The 26,281-nt window shown below is 73.6% G+C and carries 17 protein-coding genes; 13 read left to right on the top strand and 4 right to left on the bottom strand.

Annotated features, from left to right (window positions below; translation table 11 throughout):
• The first annotated feature begins 268 nt into the window (after window positions 1-268).
• The 4 genes from IH48_RS0114945 (at window position 269) to IH48_RS0114930 (ending at window position 4,757) form a co-directional block, all read left to right on the top strand.
• A complete protein-coding gene (locus IH48_RS0114945; RefSeq protein ID WP_003948568.1) occupies window positions 269-880 on the top strand; it encodes a response regulator transcription factor in 612 nt (203 codons plus the stop codon).
• Between the two features lie 401 nt (window positions 881-1,281).
• Window positions 1,282-1,857 carry a sigma-70 family RNA polymerase sigma factor gene (locus IH48_RS0114940; protein ID WP_030903701.1) on the top strand — a complete coding sequence of 192 codons (576 nt, stop codon included), beginning with the start codon at window positions 1,282-1,284 and terminating at the stop codon, window positions 1,855-1,857.
• Window positions 1,858-2,014: 157 nt separating this feature from the next.
• Window positions 2,015-3,517, top strand: a complete 1,503-nt coding sequence (gene guaB / locus IH48_RS0114935) for an IMP dehydrogenase (RefSeq protein ID WP_030903699.1) — start codon at window positions 2,015-2,017, stop codon at window positions 3,515-3,517.
• Between the two features lie 115 nt (window positions 3,518-3,632).
• Window positions 3,633-4,757, top strand: a complete 1,125-nt coding sequence (locus IH48_RS0114930; RefSeq protein ID WP_030903697.1) for a GuaB3 family IMP dehydrogenase-related protein — start codon at window positions 3,633-3,635, stop codon at window positions 4,755-4,757.
• A 38-nt stretch (window positions 4,758-4,795) separates the two neighbouring features.
• On the opposite strand, the gene IH48_RS0114925 is transcribed toward IH48_RS0114930, so the two are convergent.
• Window positions 4,796-6,064 (bottom strand): nucleotide sugar dehydrogenase, encoded by a 1,269-nt coding sequence (locus tag IH48_RS0114925; protein ID WP_030903696.1) that lies wholly within the window; start codon window positions 6,062-6,064, stop codon window positions 4,796-4,798.
• A 266-nt stretch (window positions 6,065-6,330) separates the two neighbouring features.
• Between IH48_RS0114925 and IH48_RS0114920 the strand changes: the two genes are divergently transcribed.
• The 6 genes from IH48_RS0114920 (at window position 6,331) to IH48_RS0114890 (ending at window position 19,472) form a co-directional block, all read left to right on the top strand.
• Window positions 6,331-8,037 (top strand): glycerol-3-phosphate dehydrogenase/oxidase, encoded by a 1,707-nt coding sequence (locus tag IH48_RS0114920; protein WP_030903695.1) that lies wholly within the window; start codon window positions 6,331-6,333, stop codon window positions 8,035-8,037.
• A 147-nt stretch (window positions 8,038-8,184) separates the two neighbouring features.
• Window positions 8,185-10,284, top strand: coding sequence for a serine/threonine-protein kinase (locus tag IH48_RS0114915; RefSeq protein ID WP_051839782.1), 2,100 nt, complete (start codon window positions 8,185-8,187; stop codon window positions 10,282-10,284).
• 301 nt (window positions 10,285-10,585) lie between these two features.
• On the top strand, window positions 10,586-13,744 hold the full coding sequence (locus IH48_RS0114910; protein WP_030903693.1) for a protein kinase: 3,159 nt from the start codon (window positions 10,586-10,588) through the stop codon (window positions 13,742-13,744).
• A gap of 200 nt (window positions 13,745-13,944) precedes the next feature.
• Window positions 13,945-15,792, top strand: coding sequence for a serine/threonine-protein kinase (locus IH48_RS33330; RefSeq protein WP_037841936.1), 1,848 nt, complete (start codon window positions 13,945-13,947; stop codon window positions 15,790-15,792).
• A 120-nt stretch (window positions 15,793-15,912) separates the two neighbouring features.
• Window positions 15,913-17,577, top strand: a complete 1,665-nt coding sequence (locus tag IH48_RS0114895) for a succinic semialdehyde dehydrogenase (protein ID WP_030903691.1) — start codon at window positions 15,913-15,915, stop codon at window positions 17,575-17,577.
• Between the two features lie 107 nt (window positions 17,578-17,684).
• Window positions 17,685-19,472 (top strand): GMC oxidoreductase, encoded by a 1,788-nt coding sequence (locus IH48_RS0114890; RefSeq protein WP_234434273.1) that lies wholly within the window; start codon window positions 17,685-17,687, stop codon window positions 19,470-19,472.
• A 473-nt stretch (window positions 19,473-19,945) separates the two neighbouring features.
• Here the strand turns inward: IH48_RS0114890 and IH48_RS0114885 are convergent, their stop codons facing one another.
• The gene (locus IH48_RS0114885) at window positions 19,946-20,293 is read right to left on the bottom strand and encodes a chorismate mutase (protein ID WP_078849734.1); all 348 of its coding nucleotides are present in this window, start codon (window positions 20,291-20,293) and stop codon (window positions 19,946-19,948) included.
• Window positions 20,294-20,654: 361 nt separating this feature from the next.
• Here IH48_RS0114885 and guaA point away from each other — a divergent pair, with 361 nt between their 5' ends.
• From guaA to IH48_RS0114870, 3 genes are all read left to right on the top strand, one after another.
• Entirely contained in the window at window positions 20,655-22,253 is a 1,599-nt protein-coding gene (guaA, locus tag IH48_RS0114880; RefSeq protein ID WP_030903686.1) for a glutamine-hydrolyzing GMP synthase, read from the top strand.
• A gap of 260 nt (window positions 22,254-22,513) precedes the next feature.
• Complete coding sequence (locus tag IH48_RS0114875) at window positions 22,514-23,785, top strand: hypothetical protein (protein ID WP_030903685.1); 1,272 nt, start codon at window positions 22,514-22,516, stop codon at window positions 23,783-23,785.
• A gap of 179 nt (window positions 23,786-23,964) precedes the next feature.
• On the top strand, window positions 23,965-24,489 hold the full coding sequence (locus tag IH48_RS0114870; RefSeq protein ID WP_030903684.1) for a DoxX family protein: 525 nt from the start codon (window positions 23,965-23,967) through the stop codon (window positions 24,487-24,489).
• On the opposite strand, the gene IH48_RS0114865 is transcribed toward IH48_RS0114870, so the two are convergent.
• On the bottom strand, window positions 24,399-24,659 hold the full coding sequence (locus IH48_RS0114865) for a hypothetical protein (protein WP_030903683.1): 261 nt from the start codon (window positions 24,657-24,659) through the stop codon (window positions 24,399-24,401). The genes IH48_RS0114870 and IH48_RS0114865 overlap by 91 nt on opposite strands.
• The gene (locus IH48_RS0114860) at window positions 24,646-26,214 is read right to left on the bottom strand and encodes a PspC domain-containing protein (RefSeq protein WP_078849733.1); all 1,569 of its coding nucleotides are present in this window, start codon (window positions 26,212-26,214) and stop codon (window positions 24,646-24,648) included. The genes IH48_RS0114865 and IH48_RS0114860 overlap by 14 nt, the downstream gene beginning before the upstream one ends.
• Window positions 26,215-26,281: the final 67 nt, after the last annotated feature.

Raw genomic sequence — 26,281 nt, 5'->3', positions numbered from 1 at the left:
CATGACGGTACATCTCTTGTGTAAGTAGATGTAAATATGACTCTTTGCGAATCTAGCCTCAGACACCACTGAAAGTGAAGAAAAGCCTCTAAATGGGGCATAGCTCTGCGTGAGGGACCCGTAACTCTTTCGGGTGACCATCGTTGATGAGGTCAGGCGGTTGAGAGAACGAGCGATCGGGCACATGTCCGAGAGTGTCAACCGCGCAGGTGACGACATGTACAGCCTGGAGGCTCAAGGTGACGCGCATCAGCTGCGGAGGCCGGTCATGACATCCGTGCTCGTCTGCGACGACTCCCCGCTTGCCCGAGAGGCGCTCCGCCGCGCGGTCGCGACCGTGCCCGGCGTCGAGCGCGTGACGACCGCGGCCAACGGTGAGGAAGTGCTCCGCCGCTGGGGCGCCGACCGCTCCGACCTGATCCTGATGGACGTCCGCATGCCGGGCCTCGGCGGTGTGGAGACGGTGCGCCGCCTGCTGTCGGCCGACCCGGGCGCGCGGATCATCATGCTGACCGTCGCGGAGGACCTGGACGGCGTCGCGCTCGCGGTCGCCGCGGGTGCGCGCGGCTACCTGCACAAGGACGCGTCACGCGCCGAGCTGCGCGCGACGGTCACGCAGGCCCTCGCCGACCCGACCTGGCGGCTCGCCCCCCGGCGGCTGCGCTCCGCGGAGATGGGCGCGGCGCCCACGCTCACCGCGCGTGAGATCCAGGTGCTCGAAGGCATGAGCCACGGCAGGTCCAACGCCGAGATCGGCCGCGAGCTGTTCCTGTCGGAGGACACGGTCAAGACGCACGCGAGGCGCCTGTTCAAGAAGCTCGGGGCCTCGGACCGCGCGCACGCGGTGGCGCTCGGCTTCCGCTGGGGGCTCGTGCGCTGACGCGCGGCCCTCGCACCGCCCGCCGTGCGAGCGCGCGCCCGCGACCCATGCCGAACGAGCGCGCGCACGGGCTCACGTGGCGTGCGGTCGTTCGCGGGTTTCCGCAGCCCGGAGCGGCGGCGGGCCGTCGCGGACGGGGGTGCGCCGGTGCGCGTCGTCCGGTCGTGAGCGCGGCCGTGAGCGGCTTCCCGACGACGGCTGTGAGAACGGCCGCAAGGACCCCTGCGCCCGTTTCCCGCGCGATGCCGCATCCTTGACTGTGTGGAGTTCCTCGGGGACGAGCCGGACGAGCGCGAGGGGAGGGCGCAGGGATGAGTTCTGCCGCACCTGCTCATAACGCTTCGGTGCACAACGACAGACGCGGCGCCGCGGACGACGGGACGCCGGTGCACCATGGTCCGATGCGCGACGACGAGACGACGGTGATCGGTGCCCTCGCCCATCGCGCAGTCGACGGCGACGAGCAGGCCACCCACGAGCTCCTGGCGCACGTCCACCCGCTCGCGCTCCGGTACTGCCGCACGCGCCTGAGCCGGCTGCCCGGTGACGCGCGCCACTTCGTCGAGGACCTCGCGCAGGACGTCTGCGTCGCGGTGCTGATGGCGCTGCCCCGCTACCGCGACACCGGCAAGCCGTTCGAGGCGTTCGTGTTCGCCATCGCCGGGCACAAGGTCGCCGACCTCCAGCGGGCCGCCATGCGCCACCCCGGCTCGACGGTCGTGCCCTCGGACCAGATGCCCGAGCGGCCCGACGACTCGCTGGGCCCCGAGGAGCGCGCCCTGCTCAGCAGCGACGCGGAGTGGGCGAAGCGGCTACTCGCCAGCCTCCCCGACACGCAGCGGGAACTGCTCGTGCTGCGCGTGGCCGTCGGGCTGACCGCGGAGGAGACGGGCCAGATGCTCGGCATGTCCCCGGGGGCCGTACGGGTGGCGCAGCACCGCGCGCTGAGCAGGCTGCGGACACTCGCCGGGCAGTGAGACGGCGGTCGGTGGGAAACCGCCAACTGCTCAACGTAGCCGCTCACCGGCTCTCCGTGGGCGGCTTCGGTGCTGTTTCCACAGGCGGAATCAGGCACCCCCGCGAGCCCGTTAGCATGGACATCCGCACCGATCAAGGCCATATGGGGAAGGTGTCATGACTGCGAACGTCGACGGAGTGCCTGGGAAATTCGCGACACTCGGGCTGACATACGACGACGTCCTGCTGCTGCCCGGGGCCTCGGAGGTGCTACCGAACGAGGTGGACACGTCGTCCCTCGTCTCGCGCAACGTCAGGGTGAACATCCCGCTGCTGTCCGCCGCGATGGACAAGGTCACCGAGGCACGCATGGCCATCGCGATGGCCCGCCAGGGCGGCGTGGGCGTGCTGCACCGCAACCTCTCCGTCGCCGACCAGGCCAACCAGGTCGACCTGGTCAAGCGGTCCGAGTCCGGCATGGTCACCGACCCGATCACGGTCAGGCCCGACGCGACGCTCGGCGAGGCCGACGAGCTGTGCGCGAAGTTCCGCATCAGCGGCGTGCCGGTGACGGACGCGGGCGGCAGGCTGCTCGGCATCGTCACCAACCGCGACATGGCCTTCGAGTCGGACCGCCGCCGCGAGGTGCGCGAGGTCATGACGCCGATGCCACTGGTCACGGGCAAGGTCGGCATCTCGGGTGTGGACGCGATGGCGCTGCTGCACCGGCACAAGATCGAGAAGCTCCCCCTCGTCGATGACGCGGGCGTGCTCAAGGGCCTCATCACCGTCAAGGACTTCGTGAAGGCCGAGCAGTACCCGAACGCGGCGAAGGACTCCGAGGGCAGGCTGCTCGTCGGCGCTGCCGTCGGCGCCAGCCCCGAGGCGCTCGACCGTTCGCAGGCACTCGTCGAGGCGGGCGTCGACTTCCTGGTCGTGGACACCTCGCACGGCCACAACAGCAACGCGCTCGGCTGGATGTCGAAGATCAAGTCGAGCGTCTCCGTCGACGTCGTCGGCGGCAACGTCGCCACGGCCGACGGCGCCAAGGCGCTGCTCGACGCGGGCGTGGACGGCGTCAAGGTGGGTGTGGGCCCGGGCTCCATCTGCACCACGCGCGTCGTCGCCGGCATCGGCGTCCCGCAGGTCACGGCCATCTACGAGGCGGCGACGGCGTGTCTGGACGCGGGCGTGCCGGTCATCGGCGACGGCGGCCTGCAGTACTCGGGCGACATCGGCAAGGCGCTCGCCGCAGGCGCCCGTACGGTGATGCTCGGCAGCCTGCTCGCGGGATGCGAGGAGTCGCCGGGTGAGCTGCAGTTCATCAACGGCAAGCAGTTCAAGTCGTACCGGGGCATGGGCTCGCTCGGCGCGATGCAGTCGCGCGGCCAGGCGCGCTCCTACTCGAAGGACCGCTACTTCCAGGCCGAGGTGGCATCCGACGACAAGCTCGTGCCCGAGGGCATCGAGGGCCAGGTGCCCTACCGCGGCCCGCTCTCCGCGGTGCTGCACCAGCTCATCGGCGGGCTGCGCCAGACGATGGGCTACGTGGGCGCCGCGTCGATCGACGAGATGGAGCGCAAGGGCAGGTTCGTCCGCATCACGGCGGCCGGCCTCAAGGAGAGCCACCCGCACGACATCCAGATGACGGTGGAGGCGCCGAACTACAGCTCCCGCTGAGTTCGAGGGCCGGCGCACAGGCAAGGGGCGGTCCCGCGCGCGGGCCGCCCCTGAGCCGTGCGAGGACCCGTCGGTGATACTTGACGGCGGCAGACGTAGAGGGAAAGGCCACATCGTGACTGAGATCGAGATCGGGCGCGGCAAGCGCGGGCGCAGGGCGTACGCGTTCGACGACATCGCCGTCGTCCCCAGCCGGCGCACGCGCGACCCCAAGGAGGTCTCGATCGCGTGGCAGATCGACGCCTACCGGTTCGACCTGCCGTTCCTCGCCGCCCCCATGGACTCGGTGGTCTCGCCCCGCACGGCGATCCGCATCGGCGAGTCGGGCGGTCTCGGGGTGCTCAACCTCGAAGGCCTGTGGACACGCTACGAGGACCCGCAGCCGCTGCTCGACGAGATCGCCGGCCTCGACGAGTCGACCGCCAACCGGCGCCTCCAGGAGATCTACGCGGCTCCCATCAAGGAGGAGCTGATCGGGCAGCGCATCAAGGAGGTGCGCGACTCGGGCGTCGTCACGGCCGCCGCGCTCTCGCCGCAGCGCACCGCGCAGTTCTCGAAGGCCGTCGTCGACGCGGGCGTGGACATCTTCGTCATCCGCGGCACGACGGTCTCCGCCGAGCACGTGTCGGGCGCGGCCGAGCCGCTCAACCTCAAGCAGTTCATCTACGAGCTCGACGTGCCGGTCATCGTCGGCGGCTGCGCCACGTACACGGCGGCGCTGCACCTGATGCGCACCGGCGCGGCCGGCGTCCTCGTCGGCTTCGGCGGCGGCGCCGCGCACACCACGCGCAACGTGCTGGGGATCCAGGTGCCGATGGCCACCGCCGTCGCGGACGTGGCGGCGGCACGCCGCGACTACATGGACGAGTCCGGCGGCCGCTACGTGCACGTGATCGCGGACGGCGGCGTCGGCTGGTCGGGCGACCTGCCCAAGGCGATCGCCTGCGGCGCCGACTCGGTGATGATCGGCTCCCCGCTCGCGCGCGCCTCCGACGCGCCGGGCAAGGGCCGCCACTGGGGCATGGAGGCCGTCCACGAGGACGTGCCGCGCGGCAAGCTGGTCGACCTGGGCATGGTCGGCACGCTCGACGAGGTCCTCACGGGCCCGTCCCACTTCCCCGACGGCTCCATGAACTTCTTCGGCGCCCTGCGCCGCGCGATGGCCACCACCGGTTACAGCGAGCTCAAGGAGTTCCAGCGCGTCGAGGTCACCGTCGCGGACGCGCAGCACAAGCGCTGAAGCGGGTGCCGCGGTGCCGCGCCGTGGGGAACCGGTTCTCAGAGCCGGTACGCGGCGCCCGCGGGGCTCGCGCCCCTGGTGTCGAGCAGCAACTGGGCCTTGACCGCGAGCCCTTGCAGGTCGTACGTGCGGTGGTGCTGGAGCAGCACCGTCAGGTCCGCGTCGGCCGCGGCCTCGTACAGCGAATCGGCGCGCGGCACGGCCAGGCCGCGCACGCGCCACTCGGGGACGTACGGGTCGTGGTAGCTGACGGCGGCCCCCAGGTCCGCCAGGCGGCCCGCGATCTCGGTCGCGGGCGACGCCTCCTGGTCGGCGAGGTCCTGCTTGTACGTGACGCCGAGGAGCAGCACGCGCGCGCCGCGCGCGGACTTGCCGTGCTCGTTGAGCAGGGCCGCACAGCGCTGGATCACGTACTGCGGCATGCGGCCGTTGATCTCCTGCGCGAGTCCGACCATGCGCAGCGGGTGCGGGTGGCCGGGCGCGCGCCCCGTGTGCGGCAGGTAGCCGGGGTCGATCGGCACGCCGTGGCCGCCGACGCCGGGCCCTGGGCGGAACGCCTGGAAGCCGAACGGCTTGGTCTCCGCGCAGCGGATGACGTCCCACAGGTCGACGCCCATGTCGTGGCAGAGGATCGCCATCTCGTTGACGAGCGCGATGTTGACGTGCCGGAAGTTGGTCTCCAGCAGCTTGACCATCTCGGCCTCGCGCGTCCCGCGCGCGCGGACCACCTTCTCCGAAAGGCGCCCGTAGAACGCGGCGGCCGACTCCGTGCAGGCGGGGGTGAGGCCGCCGATCACCTTCGGCGTGCTGGCGAGCGCGTGCGTGCGGCTGCCGGGGTCGAGCCGGCCGGGGGAGTAGGCGAGGTGGAAGTCGCGTCCGGCCCGCAGCCCCGAGCCGTCCTCAAGGACGTCGCGCAGGAAGCCCTCCGTGGTGCCGGGCGCCACGGGGGATTCGAGCACCACCGTGGTGTGCGGGCGCAGCCGCGCCGCGAGGGCGCGTGCCATCTCGCCGACGGCCGTCAGGTCGGGGGTGCGGTCGGGTCCGAGCGGGGCGGGAGCGCAGATGACGGCGGTGCGCACCCGGCCGAGCTCCGCGGGGTCGGTGGTGGGCCGGAAGCCGCCGGACAGCATGCGGCGGGCCTCGGCCGCCGTCAGCGCGCCCTCGGCGGGCGTGTGGCCGGCGGCGATCTTGGCGACCGTGCGCGGGTCGGCGTCGAAGCCGACGGTGGCGATCCCGGCGGACACGGCGGCCCGTGCGAGCGGCAGGCCGAGGTGGCCGAGTCCGACGACGGCGAGGTCTGCGGGCATGGCGGCGGCCGTCCTTCCTTGGTCGGAGGGGACTGGGGACGCCTGCCGTGGACGCGCAGCGGTCGGGCGCACTGTCAGACTAGGCGTAAATATGACCGTTATGTCGGATTGAGAGATCTTGCAACTCGGCGTGTTGTCGCAGGTGGCGGCAGGTACGGCCGGGTGGGTGGTCGCGGTTGTCCACAGGCGGTGGCCGAAGCGGGCGAAGCCGGACAGAATCGATGGGGAAGGCGGCTTGATCCGGACGGGGGCGACGGGAGGCAGCGGTGAGGACAGCGACACTGGGGCCCGCGCAGCGCGAGCAGGCGCTGGCCGCGATGGCCGAGCGTGAACTGGACGTGCTGGTGGTCGGCGCGGGCGTGGTCGGCGCCGGCACCGCGCTCGACGCGGTGACGCGCGGCCTCGCCACGGGGCTCGTCGAGGCGCGCGACTGGGCGTCCGGCACGTCGAGCCGGTCGAGCAAGCTCATCCACGGCGGTCTTCGCTACCTGGAGATGCTGGACTTCGCGCTGGTGCGCGAGGCGCTCAAGGAGCGCGGCCTGCTGCTGGAGAAGCTGGCGCCGCACCTGGTCAAGCCGGTCCCGTTCCTCTACCCGCTGCGGCACAAGGGCTGGGAGCGCCTCTACGCGGGCTCCGGGGTGGCGATGTACGACGCGATGTCGGTGTCGTCGGGCCACGGCAGGGGCCTGCCGGCGCACCGTCACCTGACGCGCCGCCACGCGCTGCGGGTGGCCCCGTGCCTCAGGAAGGACGCGCTGGTGGGCGCCCTCCAGTACTACGACGCGCAGATGGACGACGCCCGTTACGTGGCCACGCTGGTGCGCACGGCGGCCGCGTACGGCGCGCATGCCGCGAGCGGGGCGCGCGTCGTGGGCTTCCTGCGCGAGGGCGAGCGGGTCGTCGGCGCCCGCGTGCAGGACGTCGAGGGCGGCGGCGAGTACGAGATCAGGGCGAAGCAGGTGGTCAACGCGACGGGGGTGTGGACGGACGACACGCAGGGGCTGATCGGGGAGCGCGGGCAGTTCCACGTGCGCGCGTCGAAGGGCATCCACCTGGTGGTGCCGAAGGACCGCATCCACTCCTCGACGGGGCTGATCCTACGCACGGAGAAGTCGGTGCTGTTCGTCATCCCGTGGGGCCGGCACTGGATCGTGGGCACCACGGACACCGACTGGAACCTCGACAAGGCGCACCCCGCGGCGTCCAGCGCGGACATCGACTACCTGCTGGAGCACGTCAACAGCGTGCTGGCGGTGCCGCTCACGCGCGACGACGTCGAGGGCGTGTATGCGGGTCTTCGCCCGCTGCTCGCCGGGGAGTCCGACGCGACGAGCAAGCTGTCGCGCGAGCACACGGTCGCGCACCCGGTGCCGGGGATGGTGGTGGTCGCGGGCGGCAAGTACACGACGTACCGGGTGATGGCGAAGGACGCGGTGGACGAGGCGGTGCACGGCCTCGACCAGCGCGTGGCAGCGTGCGTCACGGAGGATGTGCCGCTGCTGGGCGCCGAGGGCTACCACGCGCTGTGGAACGGCAGGGCGCGCATGGCGGCCCGCGCGGGACTGCATGTCGCGCGGGTGGAGCACCTGCTGAACCGGTACGGGACGCTCGCCGATGAGGTACTCGAACTCATCGAGTCGGAGCCCGCGCTCGGCGCCCCGCTCGCCGCCGCGGACGACTACCTGCGCGCCGAGATCGCCTACGCGGCGTCGCACGAGGGCGCGCGCCACCTCGACGACGTCCTGACGCGGCGTACGCGCATCGCGATCGAGACCTTCGACCGCGGCACGCGCAGCGCGCGGGAGTGCGCCGAGTTGATGGCGCCCGTACTCGGCTGGGACGCGGGACAGGTGGACCGCGAGGTGGAGCACTATGAGAAGCGGGTGGAGGCCGAGCGCGAGTCGCAGCGCCAGCCCGACGACCTGACGGCGGACGCCGCCCGCCTCGGGGCGCCGGACATCGTGCCTCTCTGACCGGCCCGGCCTTATCCACCGCGCCCGGGGGCGGGGGCCGGGCGCACCGGCGCTGCGCTACCGTCTGACCCGGGGGGAGCCGGGTCGCCGCGTGGGGGACAATGGAGGCTCCGCCAGGGCGGGTTACGGGAATCGCAGAGGGGACGCATGTCGGAGGCTGAGCAGCCGCGGAACGCGGCGCAGGACCCCCAACGGGACGAACCCCAGCGGGAAGTGGCCGAACGCCCGGAAGCCGACGGCGAAGCGGCCGGCTCGCAGCAGTCGGAGAAGCCGGGCAAGCCGGGCAAGCCGCAGAAGCCGGAAGAGGCCGCCAAGGAGGAAGCAGAGCCCGAAGCGGCCGCGCGCGACGGCGCGGCGGAGGGCGGCCGCGCGTCGCGGCTGCTCGCCGGGCGCTACCGGCTCCAGGACGTGCTCGGGCGCGGCGGCATGGGCACCGTCTGGCGCGCCCTGGACGAGATGCTCGGCCGCACCGTCGCCGTCAAGGAACTGCGCTTCCCCGGCGCCATCGACGACGACGAGAAGCGCAGGCTGATCACCCGTACCCTCCGCGAGGCGAAGGCGATCGCGCGGATCCGCAACAACGGCGCGGTCACCGTCTTCGACGTCGTCGACGAGGACGACAGGCCCTGGATCGTGATGGAGCTCATCGAGGGCAAGTCCCTCGCCGAGGTCATCCGCGAGGACGGCACGCTCACCCCGCGGCGGGCCGCCGAGGTCGGGCTCGCCGTGCTCGACGTGCTGCGCCAGGCACACCGGCAGGGCATCCTGCACCGCGACGTGAAGCCGTCCAACGTCCTGATAGCGGAGGAAGGGCGCGTCGTCCTCACCGACTTCGGTATCGCCCAGGTCGAGGGCGACCCGTCCGTCACATCCACCGGCATGCTCGTCGGCGCGCCCTCGTACATCTCGCCCGAGCGCGCCCGCGGCCACAAGCCGGGGCCCGCCGCCGACCTGTGGTCGCTCGGCGGGCTGCTGTATGCGGCGGTCGAGGGCACCCCGCCCTACGACAAGGGCTCCGCGATCGCGACGCTGACCGCCGTGATGACGGAGGCGGTCGACCGGCCCGTCCACGCGGGCCCGCTGGAGGAGGTCATCTACGGGCTCCTCGCCAAGGACCCGGACAAGCGCCTCGATGACGCGCGTACCCGCGCCATGCTCATGAGAGTCGTCAACGCGCCCGACGCGCCGGAGAAGCGCCAGGAGCCGGCGGACCTCGACGCCACCCGCGCCGTTCCGCTCGCCGCCCTGCCCGAGGCGCCCGCCGCGCCCACGGACGGGTCGCGCGCGTCCGGGCCCGCCCGGCGGCCGGCCGCCGGACCGTCAGCGAAGCCCTTCGCGAAGCCTTTCGCCGGCCGGTTCACCAAGCCGGCCGGCACCGGCCGCCGGGCCGCGGAGCCGGCGCGTCCCGCCGCCACGGCGGCCATGGCCTCGCTCGCCGCGGCGCCGGGCAGGGCCGCGCCGCGCGCCGGTGCGGCCGGCAGACCCGCCGCGCCGCGCGCGCCGCTGACGGATGTGGTGTCCCGCAAGACGCTCGTGATCATCGCCGTTGTCGTGGCGCTCGCCGTGCTCGGTGTCGTCCTCGCCCTCTCGCTGGGCGGCGGGAACGGCGACACATCGGCCAAGGGCCGGGACGGCGCGAAGCCCGCCCCCTCCAGCAGCGCGTCCGCCACCGCGGGTTCGACGGGCGCGGCCCCGCAGGGCCATCGGACGAGGTCCTCGGCGCCGTCGGGGTCGTCGTCGGCCTCCGGCGCCTCCCACGACGCTGCCCGCCACTCCGGCGGCTCGGGGCTGCCGGCCGGGTACGCGGCCGTGTCGGACAAGCAGTTCAAGTTCTCGATGGCCATGCCCAAGGGCTTCCACAGGACGGGCACGGCGGGGCAGAGCTCGGGCGGGATATTCAGCGCGAGCGGCGGATTCCCGCGCATACAGGTCGACTTCACCGACAGCCCCACGAAGGACGCGGTGCTCGCCTGGACCCAGCTGGAGCCCGCGGTGAGCGGCAGCAGCAGCGGCTACAAGCTCATCGGCATCAAGAAGGCCGACTACAAGGGCTATCCGACCGTCGCCGACTGGCAGTTCGAGCGCAAGCAGAGCGGACAGCGCGTCAAGGTACTCGACCGCGGCTTCCGCATCGACTCCCGTCACGGCTACTCGATCATGATCAGCTGCAAGGCGGACGCGTGGGACGGCAAGGAGTGCTCGACGCTGCGCCAGACCGCCTTCGACACGTTCAAGCCGTCGAAGTAGAGGGTTTCAGCCATACGATCTTCGCCGGATGTGACGGAACGTAATCCTCCATATCCCGTTGCCTTGACAGGCGGCGCGTACGGGCGCGGACACGTATGGTGAGAAGTCGCGGACCGTACGCAGTCGAACAGGACTGGAAAACGACCGGATTTGACGGGCGGACCCGCGATCCGGTCCGACGACTGGGCGTGACGACCCGAATCGGCGGCTATCCGGATCGGGCGGCCGTCCGACGGGTAGTCAGACTGCGTCGGGTAGTCGGGTAGTCGGGTGGCCGGCCGACAGGGTGTGGGGAGGCACGGTGGAGGACTACGCGGGGCGCGTGCTGGCCGACCGCTATCGCCTGCCCATGCCGCCCGCCGACGCGTACGACGTCACCGAGACGCGCGCGTTCGACACGTACAGCGGGCAGGAGGTCCTGGTCCGGCAGGTGCCGCTGCCCGAGGTGGTGGAGGCCGAGGTCGTCGGCCCCGACGGCGCCGCGGTGGAGCAGGCGGCAGCCGGCGGCAGGACACCGGCGGCTGCCCTCGCCGACCCCGGCGTCCGCAGGGCGGTCGAGGCCGCGCAGAGCGCCGCCCAGGTACCCGACCACCCGCGCCTCGACCAGGTCTTCGACGTGTTCGCCGAGGCCGGCTCGCTCTGGATAGTCAGCGAGCTCGTGGCCGCGAGGCCGCTCGCCGAGCTGATCGCGGAGCGGCCGCTGACCCCCTACCGCGCCGCCGAGATCGCCTCCGACCTGCTGACCGCGGTGCGCGTGCTGCACGGGCACGGCTGGGTGCACCGCAACATCACCGTCCGCACGGTGCTCGTGTGCGACGACGGCCGCGTCGTCCTCACGGGCCTGGCGGCGGGGGCGGCCGAAGAGGCACTGTGCGGCTACGCGCCCGTGCCGCGGCAGCACGGCGCCCCGGAGGCGGCGCAGGCCACGGGCGTCGCGGACGGCACGTCCCCGCGCCTCCCGGCGGGGCAGGAGCCCGCCGCCGGGATCGCCCCGCCGGCCGCGCCCGGGTTCGCGCTCCCGCAGGGCGCGCGGCCGTACGGGTACGAGCAGTACGCGCGCCCCGCGGAGCCCGTGCCCGCCGAGGGCCCGTACACGGCCGGGGTGCCCGCGCCGGGAACGCACGCGGCGTTCGGCGGCGCGGGCGCGGGGCGCGAGGACAGCGGCAGCGGCGCGGGCGCAGAGAGCCCCTACGGTGTCTCCACGGGCACGTCGGGCGCGCTGCCGAGGCCGCCGCGCCAGCAGTCCACGCCAGGCGTTCCGGCGCCCTACGGCGGCCCCAACGCGCAGCCCGCGCTGCCGACGGCGCCCACGGGCAACAGCGCCTCGGAGGCGGTGCGGGCCGCGCGAGCGGGCGCCATCGCCGCGTACCGCGCGGGCGCGCGCGCCGCCGCCCGCGCCCCGGAGGAGCCCGGCGAGGGGCGCCAGGGGCGCCCTGAGTACCAGCAGCAGGCGCCGGAGCCTCAGGCGCCGGAAGGGCAAGCGCCCGGACCGCAGACGCCGGACGGCCGGGATGCGCGGTCCCCGCTCCCGCCGCCGGGGCAGGAGCCGCACCGGCCGCAGGGGTACGGCTCGGAGGCGGAGCCGCAGGCCGGGCAGCGTACGGACGGGTCTGTCCCACCGGACGCGCCGCCTGAGCGGGGCGAGCGTCCTGACGCGGCCGGCGAGGAGAGCACGCCGCCGGGGCCCGACTGGTGGAGCCTGCCGCCCAGCGGGTTCCCCGACCCCGAGGGTGACGCCGACGGGGACGACGATCCGCCCTCGCCGTACCGTCCGCGCCTCAACGGCATCTGGCGCGACGGCCCCGGCCCCTTCGACGACTCCGCCGGCCACGTGCCCGCGGGCGGCGGCCGGCCCGGCGGCGGCAGCGGGCGCGGCGGCCAGGACCGCCCACGGAGCACGACGCCCGCCCTGCCCGCCGGGTTCACCCCCGCCGACGGCGGAGGCGGCGACGCCCCCCGCGCCGGCGCGGCGGGCCACTGGGACGGGCCCGTGCCGGCCGGTGCCGTGGCGGCCGGCCACGGCGGCCCCGCGGGCCCGCTCGCTGCCGAGCGCGCCCGCCAGGCCCGTATCGCCGTCGTCGGAGCCGTCACCGAGCGCTGGGCCCCCGAGCAGGCGGGGCCCGTCCACGAGAACTGGCAGCTCGCACCGCCCATCGGGCCCGCCACCGACCTGTGGGCGCTCGGCGCGCTGCTCTACCGCGTGGTGCAGGGCCACGCCCCCTACCCGGAGGAGAACGCGGCCGAGCTCGTCCAGCTCGTCTGCTCGGAGCCGCCCGCCTACGCCGAGGACTGCGGTCCGCTGCGGCCCGTCGTCGAGTCGCTGCTGCGTCAGGACCCCACGGAGCGGCCCGACTTCGAGGAGCTGCGCGGCTGGCTGCGGTCCCTCGTGCGCTCCGCGCCTGAGCCCGACGCGGGCCAGGACCTGGTCTCCGTGCCCACCGTGGACGGCAGGCTGCCCATAAAGCGCCGCAAGGGCGAGCTGGTGCGGCGGCGCCGCCGCTGGGGCCGCGGCAGGGCCGCGGCCGAGCGCGACAGCGCGGCCAGGCACCGCCACAAGCGCGGCGGCCGTCCCGTGGCGGAACGGCCGCCCGCCGCGCCCGCCACGTACGGGCTCGAACCGTCCTGGGCCGAGCGCGACGCCCGCGAGGGCAGGGGCCTCGCCGCCGACCTCTTCGAGCACGCGAGCCCCGAGCCGCACGGGGGCACGGGCCGCGCCAACGGAGCCGGCCGCACCAACCGCACCGGCGACACCGGCCGCCGCGCGCCGCGCGCCCTCGGCCGCACGCTGCTGATCCTGATCCTCCTCGGCCTGGTGGCCGCGGTCGTCTACGCGATGGCCTTCATGCCCAAGTCGGGTGACGCGCACGGGCAGAGCGTCAAGGAGGCGCCCTCGGGAGCGGCCGCCGCGCCCGCGGCCTCCGGCGGCTCCGCATCCACCTCCACCTCCTCCGCGTCGGCGAAGCCGCGCGGCGCGCCGACCGTCGCGGCCGGTTCCGGGACACGGCTCGCCAAGGGCTACGTCATACGCAAGGACCCGGAGGGCTTCCAGGTGGCCGTCCGGCGGGGATGGAAGCGCAGCCCGATCAACGACAGCGGCCAGGTCCGCTACGCGAGCGGGAACTTCACCCTGATCGTCGTGCCCGGCAGGGACACGGTGCAGGCCGACGGCTCCGACCCGCTCGCGTACCAGAGCGACAAGGAGCCGGAGTTGCGCCCGTTCCGCTCGTCGACGTGGGCAAGCGCGTCGGGGCTGCGCAGGATCGACGTCGGCAACCAGGCCATGGCCGAGGGGCAGTACACGTGGCAGGACAGCAACGGCGCGACCGTGTACGTCCGCAACCTCGCCATGATCGTGAAAGGCCGCTACCACGTCATCCAGGTCATCGGCCCCGACAGCCAGCGCGACGAGGTGAGCGAGATCTACCAGCAGGCGACCGCCTCCTACAAGGCCGACGGATGAGAAGGCAACCCACGGTTCTCACAAGGTGATTGACTGCCCGTAGGCGGGGGCCCACAGGCCGGGTGACAGTGCTGTCTCATCCACCCCCGGCACTCGGAGTTCCCAGGTTCGCTCCGTAACCTGTTGTGGCGCGCGCTACGAACAGGGCGGGGTACGTGAACGATTCACACAGCGACGGATCACAGAGCACGGGTGCGGGGATGCTCCTGGCCGGACGCTACCGGCTGGGCGAGACCATCGGCAGGGGCGGCATGGGCCGCGTGTGGCGGGCGGTCGACGAGACGCTGCACCGCACGGTCGCCGTCAAGGAATTGACGGCCGGGCTGTACGCGGCCGAGGCCGACCGCGAGGTGCTGCACCGGCGGACGCAGACCGAGGCGCGCGCCGCGGCGCGCATCACCCATCCCAACGTCGTCACGGTCCACGACGTGCTGGAGTACGACGGCAGGCCCTGGATCGTCATGCAGTACGTGGACGGCCGTTCGCTGTCCGACGCCGTCAAGGACTCCGGCACACTCGACGCGCGCGAGGCGGCCAGGATCGGCGGTGCCGTGCTCTCCGCGCTGCGCGCCGCGCACGCGGCGGGTGTGCTGCACCGCGACGTCAAGCCGGCCAACGTGATGCTGGCGCGCGACGGGCAGGTCCTGCTCGCGGACTTCGGCATAGCCGCCGTGGAGGGCGACGCCTCCATCACCAGGACCGGTGAACTCATAGGCTCCGTCGAGTACCTGGCGCCCGAGCGGGTGCAGGGTGGCGCCCCCGGCCCCGCGTCCGACCTGTGGTCACTGGGGGCGACGCTGTACGCCGCGGTGGAGGGCTCCTCCCCGTACCACCGCGAGAGCGCGCTCTCCACCCTCCAGGCCGTGATGGAGGAGGAGGCGCCCCACCCGCGGTCGGCGGGCGCGCTGGCCCCCGTGATCGTCGCCATGCTGCACAGGGACCCGGCTGGGCGGCCGGACGCGGCCGCCAGCGCGAAGCTGCTGGCCGACGTGGCCGAGGGCCGGACCGAGACGGTGGCGTACCCGGCCGAGACCCGGGGCGCTCCGGTGACCTCGTTCGTCACGAGGGCGCAGCCCGCGCCCGCCACGCACCACGGCCCGATGGCCCAGCAGCGCCTCCACGCGGGCCAGGACCTGACGCCCCCTCAAGGCCCGCCTGACCCGTACGGCACCCACGCTCCCGGGCACGCCGGCTTTCACGGCGGTTCGGCAACGCACCAGGTCGCGCACGCGCGCCAGGAGAACGCGGCGCCCGGTCATGGGGCCGGGGGCGGCCCGGTCGCGCGGCGCGGGGGCGCCGGGGGAGGGTCCCGTCGGCGCTCCATCGCCCTCGCCGCCGTCGCCGCGCTCGTCATCGGCGGGGGGATCGGCTTCGCCGTCACGCAGTTCGGCGGCGGCGGGCAGGCGCAGGCGAAGGGCCGGGACGGGGCGACGGCGCGACCCGGCGGCGGGGACGCGACGGACGCCGCGGGCGACTCGGGCGGCGCGGGCGACTCAGGCGGCTCAGGCGGCTCCGGTTCCTCCACGGGCGGCGGCACGGGGACGGACAGTGGCACGGGGACGGGCAGCGGCAACGTGCCCGCCGGATGGCGGCGGGTCACGGCGCCCGAGGGGTTCAGCCTCTGGCTGCCCAAGGGGTGGAAGCGTGTCCAGGGCGTGAACACCATCGACTACAGCCCCGACGGAGACGTGCACTTCGTCCGCATCAGCGTCGACACCCGGCGCGACTTCCCGACCCCGCTCGATCACCTCAAGAACCTGGAGGGCACCGGCGGCCATGTCGGACACCTGCCCGGCTACCGGCGGCTCCAGCTCAACACCGACACCTACCGCGACCAGAAGCTGGCGGCGCGCTGGAAGTTCACCTGGAACCAGGACGCCTCGCAGGGCGTGCCGGGGCCGCGCACGGCCGCCGACCTGATGTACGTGGACGAAGCCACCGACGCCGAGTGCGCCATCTACATGTCGGGGCCGACGCAGGACTGGAGCGACGCGAAGTTCTCCACGGTCCTGCGCGGCTGGCAGCCGCCCGCGCACCCGGCCGGCTGAGCGGGCTCGCACCGCGCCAGACGGCAATGCTGCCACCGATTACTGGCGGCATTGTGCGTGCGCGGTGAAGAAGGTTACCGCCGGGTACCCAAAGCCGGTGATGCGGAATACGCTCGCGCCATGACGGACTCAAAGTCGACGAAGCCGACGGCGGCCGAGCCCCCGGAGGCGGCTGCCGCGGCCCGTACGGACGGCGGCGGCCCCACCAACCCGGTGGCCCAGGCGCCCGCCGGCACCCGCACCGCGTCCGACGTCGTCACCCCCGAGCTGGTGGCGCGGCTCGCCCGCGGTGTGACCGGCTCCGGCCGCACCGCGAGCCACACCCCGTACACCGGCGAGGTGCTGGCCGAACTGCCGGAGTCCTCCGCCTCCGACGTCGAGAAGGCCTATGCGCTCGCCCGTGCGGCGCAGACGCGGTGGGCCGCGCTGCCCGTGCGCCGCCGCGCGGCCGTCCTGCTGCGCTTCCACGACCTGCTGCTCGACCGGCAGAGCGAGGTGCTCGACCTGATCCAGCTGGAGACGGGCAAGGCCAGGGCGCACGCGCACGAGGAGGTCCAGGGCCTCGCCGTCGAGGCCAGGCACTACGGGCGCGCCGCCCACACGTACCTCGGGCCGCGCCGCCACGTCGGTGTCCTGCCCGCGCTGACCAGGGTCACCGAGGCGCGCAGGCCGAAGGGCGTCGTCGGGCAGATCGTGCCGTGGAACTACCCGCTCGAACTCTCCGTCGGCGACGCGCTGCCCGCCTTCGTCGCGGGCAACGCCGTCGTCATGAAGCCGGACACCGAGACGGCGCTGACCGCGCTGTGGGCGCGCGAGCTGCTGATCGAGGCCGGCATGGACCCCGGCGTGTTCCAGGTGGTCATCGGCGAGGGCCCGGTCGTCGGACCCGAGGTGGTGCGCCACGCCGACTACGTGTCGTTCACCGGCTCCACCCGCACAGGACGCGAGGTCGCGCGCGGCGCCGCCGACCGTCTCGTCGGCGTCTCGCTCGAACTCGGCGGCAAGAACGCGATGCTCGTGCTGGACGACGCCGACGTGGAGAAGGCGGCCGCGTGCGCGGTACGCGCCTGCTTCTCCTCCGCGGGCCAGCTGTGCGTGTCCATGGAGCGGCTGTACGTCCACGAGTCGGTCGCCGACGCCTTCGTGTCGCGCTTCGCCGCCCGTACGCGGGCGATGCGGCTCGGCGCCTGCCTCGCGTACGGCGCGGACATGGGCTCGCTCGCCGGGGAACGCCAGCTCAAGGCGGTCAGCGCGCACGTCGAGGACGCCGTCGCCAAGGGCGCCACCGTCCTCGCGGGCGGCGTCGCCCGGCCGGAGATAGGCCCGTACTTCTACGAGCCGACGATCCTCGACGGCGTCACGGCCCCGATGGCCGTCTGCGCCGACGAGACGTTCGGGCCCGTCGTCTCCGTCTACCGCTTCCGCGACGAGGACGAGGCGATCGCGCGCGCCAACGAGGGCGCGTACGGGCTGAACGCGAGCGTGTGGTCGAAGAGCGCACGGCACGGCGAGGCCGTCGCGGAGCGGCTGCTGACCGGCACGGTCAACGTCAACGAGGGGTACGCGGCCGCCTATGCCAGCGTCAGGTCGCCCATGGGCGGCATGAAGGACTCCGGCCTCGGCCGCCGCCACGGCGCCGAGGGGATCCTCAAGTTCACCGAGGCCCAGACGGTGGCACGCCAGCGCCTGGTGCCGCTGGCCCCCTCGTTCGGCATGGACGACGAGGCGTACGCGCGGTTGATGAGCCGCGGCCTGCGGGCGATGAAGGCACTGCGGCTGCGCTGACCAGGGAGGCTGACGGTTTGCCCACGGACCGGCACGACCACGAGGACGACGAGAGGGACGACCGGAAGGCAGGCAGCGGCACCGACCCGTTCGACTACGACGTCGTCGTGGTCGGTTCCGGGTTCGGCGGCGCGGTGGCCGCGCTGCGGCTGACGGAGAAGGGCTACCGGGTCGGCGTCGTCGAGGCCGGGCGCCGCTTCACCCGCGACACGCTGCCCAGGAACTCCTGGGACGTGAAGAACTACCTGTGGGCGCCCGCGCTCGGCCTCTACGGCATCCAGCGCGTGCACCTGCTGGGCAACGTGATGGTCCTCGCGGGCGCGGGCGTCGGCGGCGGTTCACTCAACTACGCCAACACGCTGTACGTGCCGCCGGCCGCGTTCTTCGCCGACCCGCAGTGGGCGTCGATCACCGACTGGCGCGAGGAGCTCGCGCCCTACTACGACCAGGCGCGCAGGATGCTCGGCGTGCGCACCAACCCGACGATGACGCCGTCCGACGTGCACCTGAAGGCGGCGGCCGAGGCGATGGGGGTCGGCGACACGTTCACCCTCGCGCCGGTGGGCGTCTTCTTCGGCGACGGCAGGGACGCGGGCCCGGATGAGGGCACCGGCACCGGCGCCGAGCAGCCCGAAGCCGCGGCGGCTGTCGCGCCCGGAACGCCGGTCGCCGACCCCTACTTCGGCGGCGCGGGCCCGGAACGCGCCGCCTGCACCGAGTGCGGCGAGTGCATGACCGGCTGCCGCCACGGCGCCAAGAACATGGTCACCGAGAACTACCTCTACCTGGCGGAGCGCGCCGGCGCGGTCATCCACCCCATGACGACCGTCGCCGCCGTGACGGAGGCCGAGAACGGCGGCCACCGCGTCGTCACCGTGCCGACGGGGACCCGCCGCAAGCGGGGCGCGTACCGGACGCTCAGGGCCAGGTACGTGGTGATCGCGGCGGGCACGTACGGCACCCAGACCCTGCTGCACACGATGCGCGACAGGTCGCTGCTGCCGCGCCTCTCGCCCCGGCTCGGCGAGCTCACCCGCACGAACTCCGAGGCGCTGGTCGGCGCGCAGACCGACGACCGCCGCTACCGCGAGCGCCACGGCGCCGAACGCGCCGACTTCACACAGGGCGTGGCGATCACGTCGTCCATGTATCCGGACCGCCACACGCACGTCGAGCCGGTGCGCTACGGCAAGGGGTCCAACGCCATGGGCGCGCTGTCGATCCTCCAGGTGCCGCACAGCGACCACCGCGTGCGCGCCTGGCTCGGCAGCGCGCTGCGCCACCCCGCGCTTGTGGCGCGGTCGCTGTCGAACCGGCACTGGTCGGAGAGGACGATCATCGGCCTCGTCATGCAGTCGCTGGACAACTCCCTGACCACCTACCTCAAGCCGAGCGGACCGGGAAAGGGCCTGCTGACCGCGCGCCAGGGGCGCGGTGAGCCGAACCCGAAGCAGATCCCGGAGGCGTCGCGCGCCGCGTCCCTCATCGCCGAGGAGATAGGCGGCTTCCCCGGCAGCAACGTCGGCGAGCTGATGGGCACGCCGCTGACCGCGCACTTCCTCGGCGGCTGCCCGATCGGCGCGTCGGCGGACGAGGGCGTCATCGACCCCTACCACCGCCTGTACGGGCATCCGGGGATCTCGGTGGTGGACGGCTCGGCCGTCTCCGCGAACCTCGGGGTCAACCCGGCGCTGACGATCACGGCGCAGGCCGAGCGCGCGATGTCGCTGTGGCCGAACAACGGCGACGAGGACACGCGTCCCGCGCAGGGCGCGGCGTACGTGCGGCTGGGAGCGGTGGAGCCGCAGAAGCCGGCGGTGCCGGCCGGCGCGTTCGGGGCGCTGCGGCTGCCGTTCGTGGAGGTACCGAAGGTGCCGGCGCGAAAGAAGGCGTGAGACCCGCCGCCGAGAGAGACCACCGCAAGGGACGCTGCACCCCCCTCCGAGTGCAGCGTCCCGTTGCCGGGTCAACGCATGCAAGACCCGCGACACGCGTAGATGGTTGCCATCGAACTCACAGGAACAGCATGTGAACTGCGTCACGTTCCTGTGGGGCGGCTGTGCACGCGAGTGCGGAAGAGAGGGAGGAGGGGCGCGGGGGATGCGGGTGCGACCGGGCCCGGGCGTCCCCGGGACCGGTCGACCTGAGTGACCGGGCTGCTGTCCCCTGCTGTCCGGTCACCGGCACCGGGGCGCGGTCCCACGGCGTACCGCAGGCACGCCACACGCCCCGGCAGAGCCACGCGTGGGTGCGGCTGGTTACTGCCGGGTGCCGTACCTGGCCGGCACGGACGCATGGACCAACGAGGGCGCGGGAGGCCCGGTCACGCGCCGTACGGGTGAGTGGTGCGCACACGCCTTGCTCGAACTCAGATACGGCCCCGGGACAGTTCGAGGAGCGTGAGCGCCAGGGGCGCGCCGGGCTTGCCGAGGGCCGTGCTGTAGCGGGCCAGGATCTCGTTCTCGCGCGCGATGTTGACGCGGCGGCCGCCCGACGACATGCGCGCCTGCTGGATGGCGGCCGACACCGCCATCCGCTCCTGGATGAGGCCGATGATGCGGTCGTCCAGGCTGTCGATGCGTCCGCGTGCCCCCTCGATCACGGAGGTGGCCTCGTGGCTGTGCGCGCCGGTGGCATTGCTCGCGGCCACAGGTGCGGCCTGGGCGGCAGGGGCGGCAGGTGCGCCAGGGGTGGCAGGGGTACTGGAGGCGGTCATGGCGGGTGCTCCTCGGGTGGGCGGGGTGCCCCGGAGGCGGGTACGGGCCGGAATGCGGAAGCGCCCCGGACCTTGCCGGTCCGGGGCGCTTTCGGAAGTCGCTTGTCAGCGCAAGCAGCACGACCCCTGGCACCCGGACTGGCCGGTGCCATAGGTAAAGACGAAGGTCGAGTGCTCGCGCATGGCAGCAGTATGGCCCCCTCGGGCGCCGAGGGCCAACAACGCGCCCGGATGATGAGACGCCCGGACGGTCGGCGGGGCGGAGGGCCGGGGGCCGGCGGGACGGACGGCCCGCCGCCGCGCGCCGGTAGAATCGGGGGTACCGACCGACCACCCCGCCATACCGCCGGAAGGCCGCCCCGTGCCAGCAGCACCACCCACCGCCGCCGACAACATCCACGAGGACACGGTCCTGGTCGTGGACTTCGGGGCGCAGTACGCCCAGCTCATCGCCCGCCGCGTCCGCGAGGCCCGGGTCTACAGCGAGATCGTGCCGTCGACGATGCCGGTGGCCGAGATGCTGGCGAAGAAGCCGAGGGCGGTCATCCTCTCCGGCGGCCCGTCGTCCGTGTACGCGCAGGGCGCGCCGCGCCTGGACAAGGCGCTGTTCGAGGCGGGTGTGCCGGTCTTCGGCATGTGCTACGGCTTCCAGTTGATGGCGACGGCACTCGGCGGCACGGTCGAGGCCACCGGCGCGCGTGAGTACGGCGGCACCCCCCTGCACGTGTCCAAGCCGGGATCCACGCTCTTCGAGGGCACGCCGGACGAGCAGTCCGTGTGGATGTCCCACGGCGACACGTGCTCGGCCGCGCCCGCCGGCTTCACCGTCACGGCGTCCACGGACGTGGTGCCGGTCGCCGCGTTCGAGAACGACGAGAAGAAGCTCTACGGCGTCCAGCACCACCCCGAGGTCATGCACTCGACCTACGGGCAGCAGGTGCTTGAGCACTTCCTCTACCGCGGCGCCGGCATCGAGCCCACCTGGACCACGTCGAACGTCGTGGACGAGCAGGTCGCGCTGATCCGCGCCCAGGTCGGCTCCAAGCGCGCCATCTGCGGGCTGTCGGGCGGCGTGGACTCCGCGGTCGCGGCCGCGCTCGTGCAGAAGGCCATCGGCACGCAGCTGACCTGCGTGTACGTGGACCACGGCCTGATGCGCAAGGGCGAGACCGAGCAGGTCGAGAAGGACTTCGTCGCGGCGACGGGCGTGCAGCTCAAGGTGGTCGACGCGTCCGAGCGGTTCCTCGGCGCGCTCGCCGGGATCTCCGACCCGGAGCAGAAGCGGAAGATCATCGGCCGCGAGTTCATCCGCGTCTTCGAGCAGGCGCAGGCCGAGATCGTCGCGGAGGCGGGCGCCGAGGGCGAGGACGTCGCCTTCCTCGTCCAGGGCACGCTCTACCCCGACGTCGTCGAGTCCGGCGGCGGCACGGGCGCCGCGAACATCAAGTCCCACCACAACGTGGGCGGCCTGCCCGACGACATCGAGTTCGAGCTGATCGAGCCCTTGCGCAAGCTGTTCAAGGACGAGGTGCGGATGGTCGGCCAGGAACTCGGCCTGCCGGACGAGATCGTCCAGCGCCAGCCGTTCCCCGGCCCCGGGCTCGGCATCCGGATCGTCGGCGAGGTCACGCGCGCGCGTCTCGACCTGCTGCGCGAGGCGGACGCGATCGCCCGCGAGGAGCTGACGGCCGCCGGGCTCGACCGCGAGATCTGGCAGTGCCCCGTCGTGCTGCTCGCGGACGTGCGCTCGGTCGGCGTCCAGGGCGACGGCCGCACGTACGGCCACCCGATCGTGCTGCGCCCGGTGTCGTCGGAGGACGCGATGACGGCCGACTGGTCCAGGCTGCCGTACGACGTGCTCGCGAAGATCTCCACGCGCATCACCAACGAGGTGGCGGAGGTCAACCGGGTGGTCGTCGACGTGACGAGCAAGCCGCCCGGCACGATCGAGTGGGAGTGACGCGGGAAGCTCTCGCTCGGGTGACCCGGCTGTCACGCCGTTGACGCGACGTGTGCCCTGCCCGTCGGCCGGTGCGTGATCCTGACCGGCCGTTTCCCCCGTCTTCCCGTGTCCAGCGGCCGATCGTGACGATGTCGTCACCATGCGCAGCCGTCCGTTGGCGGGTACCGCCCGGTAGGTGCGGCAGAATTCGCAGTCATACCAACGGAGTTGCGCGGCGGGGCCCGGAGAGTGGCCCCGCGGGAGAGGTGGCGTTCGGCGTGGCGGTGCAGCAGGCTGCGGGGCGTGCGGAGGCGCACGAGGGCGGGTGCACCTGCGGCGACTGCCCGCACGGGGCGCGTGAGGGACACCGGAGGGCCGTCGCCGCGTTCCTCGCCAAGCGCGACGAACTGGCCGCGGGCCAGGGCTTGCCCGCCGCCGTCGAGTACTCCGCGAGCGCCTCGCGGCAGTGGGTGTCGGACGAGCTGACGCAGTCCGCCCGTACGGTCGCCGAACGCGGACGCGAGGCCGGCGAGGCGTGGCTGTCCGCCGTGTGGCGGTGGACCCTGTTCGCCGTGTGGGGCGGCGTGGTCGTGCTCGTACTCGTCCAGGCGCTCACCGCGGTCGGCGCGGGATGGACCGCGGCCCGCACGGCCGGGCTGATCGCGGGCGTACTCGTCGGCGCGCTGCTCACCGCGGCCGCCACCCTGCACCGCGGCCGCGGCGGCCTGCTCGCGCCGCTCATCGGCGACGACAACCGCCTCTCCACCTCGCGCACGGTCGCCTCCGCATGGCTGCTGCTCGCCGTGTTCTCGGTGCTCGTGCTGGCGCTCCGGCTCGCGGGCGCCTCCCACCACGCCGACCGGGCCCAGATCCTCTCCGGCCTGCGACTCGCCGACGGCGGCGGGCTGTTGACGGCGCTCGCCGTGGTGTGCGCGGTCGCCGTGGCCGTCCGCGTGATCGTGGCCGCGCGCGTCGCCACCCGGCACGTGCAGAAGGTGCGCGCCGACCGGCCGCGCCTGTCCGACCTGCTGTGCGACGACGACCGGCGCGGCAGCCTCACCGACGTGAGCTACGTCTTCGTCGGCGCGGCCACCGTCGTCCTGTGCGCCGTACGCCTCGCACGCCGCCCCGACCAGCTGCCCGACCTGCCCTGGGCGGCCGCCCTGCTGCTCGCGGTGTCCGCCGCCACCTACCTCGCGGGCAAGTTCGCCGAGGGCGGCCGCCCCGTGGTGATGTCGGTCGTCCGCGCCCGCGAGGCCGGCGACCTCGACGCGCCGATCAGGACCGGCGACGACATCGAGATCCGCGGCTCGGGCTTCGTGCCGCCGGGCGCCGCCACCCCCGACCGCCTCGCGCGCATGGTCGTCCGGATCGGCGCTGTCCACGTCCACGTGCCGCTGGTGCCGGTACCCGGCGGGTTCGCGAACCCGTCGGACGCCCTGCTGACCGTCCCGGTACCGGCCGAGGTGGAGCCGGGCCCGGTCGGCGTGCGAGTCGTCACGGCGGGCGGCGTCGAGACGAACGAGGTCATGATCCAGGTCTGCGAGTAGCCCCGCGCAGCGGCGCCTGCGCCGCCGGGCTTTCCTGAGAGTCGGCTGAGAATCCGGCCGTATCCGTGGTTCGCCGCCCTGGGGGGTGAGTGCTCGGGCCCTCGCACGCGTATGCACTATGGAAGCTCGCGGGCGGGACCGGCCTCGCGGCACCGGTGCGGACAGGAAGGCGGGCCACGATGGCACAGGGCTTTCGTACGGACAGTTTGGGACGGGTCGGCGGCGGGGAGCGCCGCGCTCGCGGGCTGCGGGGGATACCCCCGGTGTACGCGCTGCTCCCGCTCCGGGTCTTCCTCGGGATCACCTTCCTCTACGCGGGCATCGACAAGCTCACCACCAGCGGGTTCTTCGCCTCCAGCGGGGCCGGCTCGGTCGGGGACATGATGCGGGGCGTGCACGACAGCGCCGCGATCCCCGCGCTCGTCGACCTCGCGCTCAAGAGCCCCGCCGGGTTCGGCTACGCCATCGCGTTCGGCGAGCTGGCCGTCGGCATCGGCACCCTGCTCGGCGTCCTCGGCCGCGTCGCGGCGGCCGGCGGCGCCCTGATCTCGCTCAGCCTCTGGCTGACCGTGAGCTGGCAGTCCACCCCGTACTACTACGGCAACGACCTCGCCTACCTGATGGCCTGGCTGCCGCTCGTGCTCGTCGGCGCGCCCGTGTTCTCGCTCGACGCGTTGTGGGCGCGCCGCCGCCGCGCGCTCTGAACCGTCGCACCCACGACCGCGGCCACCAGCAGCCCGCCGCACAGCAGCGGCAGCGCCGTGAACCACGCCGTGTGCCACGCGCCCGCCGCGTCGCCCGCGTAGAGCACCGCCGTCGCCATGGCGACGAGCCCCGCGATCAGCCGTCCCGGCCTCGCCTCATGACGCAGCACGGGTCACCTCCACCTCTCCAAGCCCGACGTCGAGCGTCAGGGCGAGCCTGCCCGGCGCCGGCGCCTTCCGCGCCGCCGGGCGCGCGGGGAACGTCCGGTGCACCGAGTGGTTCGGCGACAGGTCCACCGCGCCGCCGCGCGATCCGGTGTCGCCGGGCAGGCGGATCTCGCCCACCCCGGTCTTCGCCCGTATGTCCAGTGCCACGCCGTCCGGCACCCGTACCTCCAGCCGGCCGCCGCCCACCCTGGCCGACGTACGCACCGTCTCGCCCGCCGGGACCCGCAGCCCGGTCAGGTCGAGCGTCCCGACTCCGGAACCCAGGTGGTACGAGCCGTCCACGGCGGCCGCCGTCGTGGGACGCCACGTGTGCTCCGTCCACCGCGTGGTCATGTCGCCCGGCAGCACCGTCGCCCCGGCGAGCAGCAGCGTCGTGACCACCGTCAGGAAGATCGTGCCGAACCCCGTACGGCCGAGGAAGGCACTCACCGCGAGGCCGAGCCCCAGCACCGCGAGCGCGGCGGCGAACCCGATCTGGAGGCTGAGCCCGAGCGGATGCGTGTGCCACGACAGGCCCGCCCCGAGACCGCCCGCGACGAGCGCGAGGACGAAGACGAGACCGCCGACGTCGACCGCTCCGCGCGGCGCGTCGGACAGGCCCGGCACGTCCGACAGGTCGGGCAGGCCCGCCACGCCCGACACCCCGCGCGCCGCCTCCTCCGCCCCGTACCCGTACGCCGGCGCCCATCGGACGGCGCGGCGCCGCGCGCCCTTCGACCGCGTGGCGCCGCGGCGCGAGGAACGCAGCGCCTCCTCCGGGCCCCAGAGGTACGTGGTGCCGTAATGCCCCGTGTTGCCGTCCTTGACCATCGGGTCCCGCCACCACGAGGGGCTGCCCGGCACGGGCGGCGCCTTCGTCTCCGGCGGGGCGTCGGGCGCGGCCTGCGCCGCGCGTGCGTCGAGGGGACGGCCCGTGCCCGGCCTCGTGCGCCGGTGCTTCGACCAGACGGCGGACGCGACGACCGCGCACGTCAGCATCGTGGCGAAGCTGAGCGTGCCGCCGTTGCCGAGCATGGAGAGGAAGAGGCCGCATCCGACGAGGGCGAGCAGCACCGCGATGAGCCCGGCGCCGTCCACCCGGCCGGAGAGCATCTTCCTGCCCTCGTTCTCCTCCTCACCCTCCAGGGGAATGAGCAGCCAGGCGAACCCGTAGAAGATCATCCCCAACCCGCCCGCGACGCTGAGGACGCCGATGACGATGCGGAAGATGACCGGATCCACGTCGGCATACCGGCCGAGCCCGCCGCACACCCCCGCGACGACCTTCTGCCGGGGGCTGCGGCTGAGCGGGCCGCGCCCCTCGGCGTCCCCCTCCTTGCCCAGGTGAGCACCGGAGCCGCCGCCGGAGCCGGCGGAGGAGGAGAGACCGGGGGAGAGGCCGGGCCCGCTGCCGGGGGAGCGGCCGGGTCCTGACGGCTCCTGGCCGCGCGGCTCCCGGCCGGGGGGCGGGCCCCCGGCCGGCCCCCCGTGCCCACTGTGCTCTGGCGGCGATGTCATGAGTCCATGGTGGCGGCCCCGCAACCTTCGCTCCACCGGCATCGACCCTGGGCCGTCCCTGATATTG

This window comes from Streptomyces sp. NRRL F-5126, from assembly GCF_000721265.1.
Taxonomy (GTDB): domain Bacteria; phylum Actinomycetota; class Actinomycetes; order Streptomycetales; family Streptomycetaceae; genus Streptomyces.
This window is presented reverse-complemented; position numbering and strand designations above follow the sequence as displayed.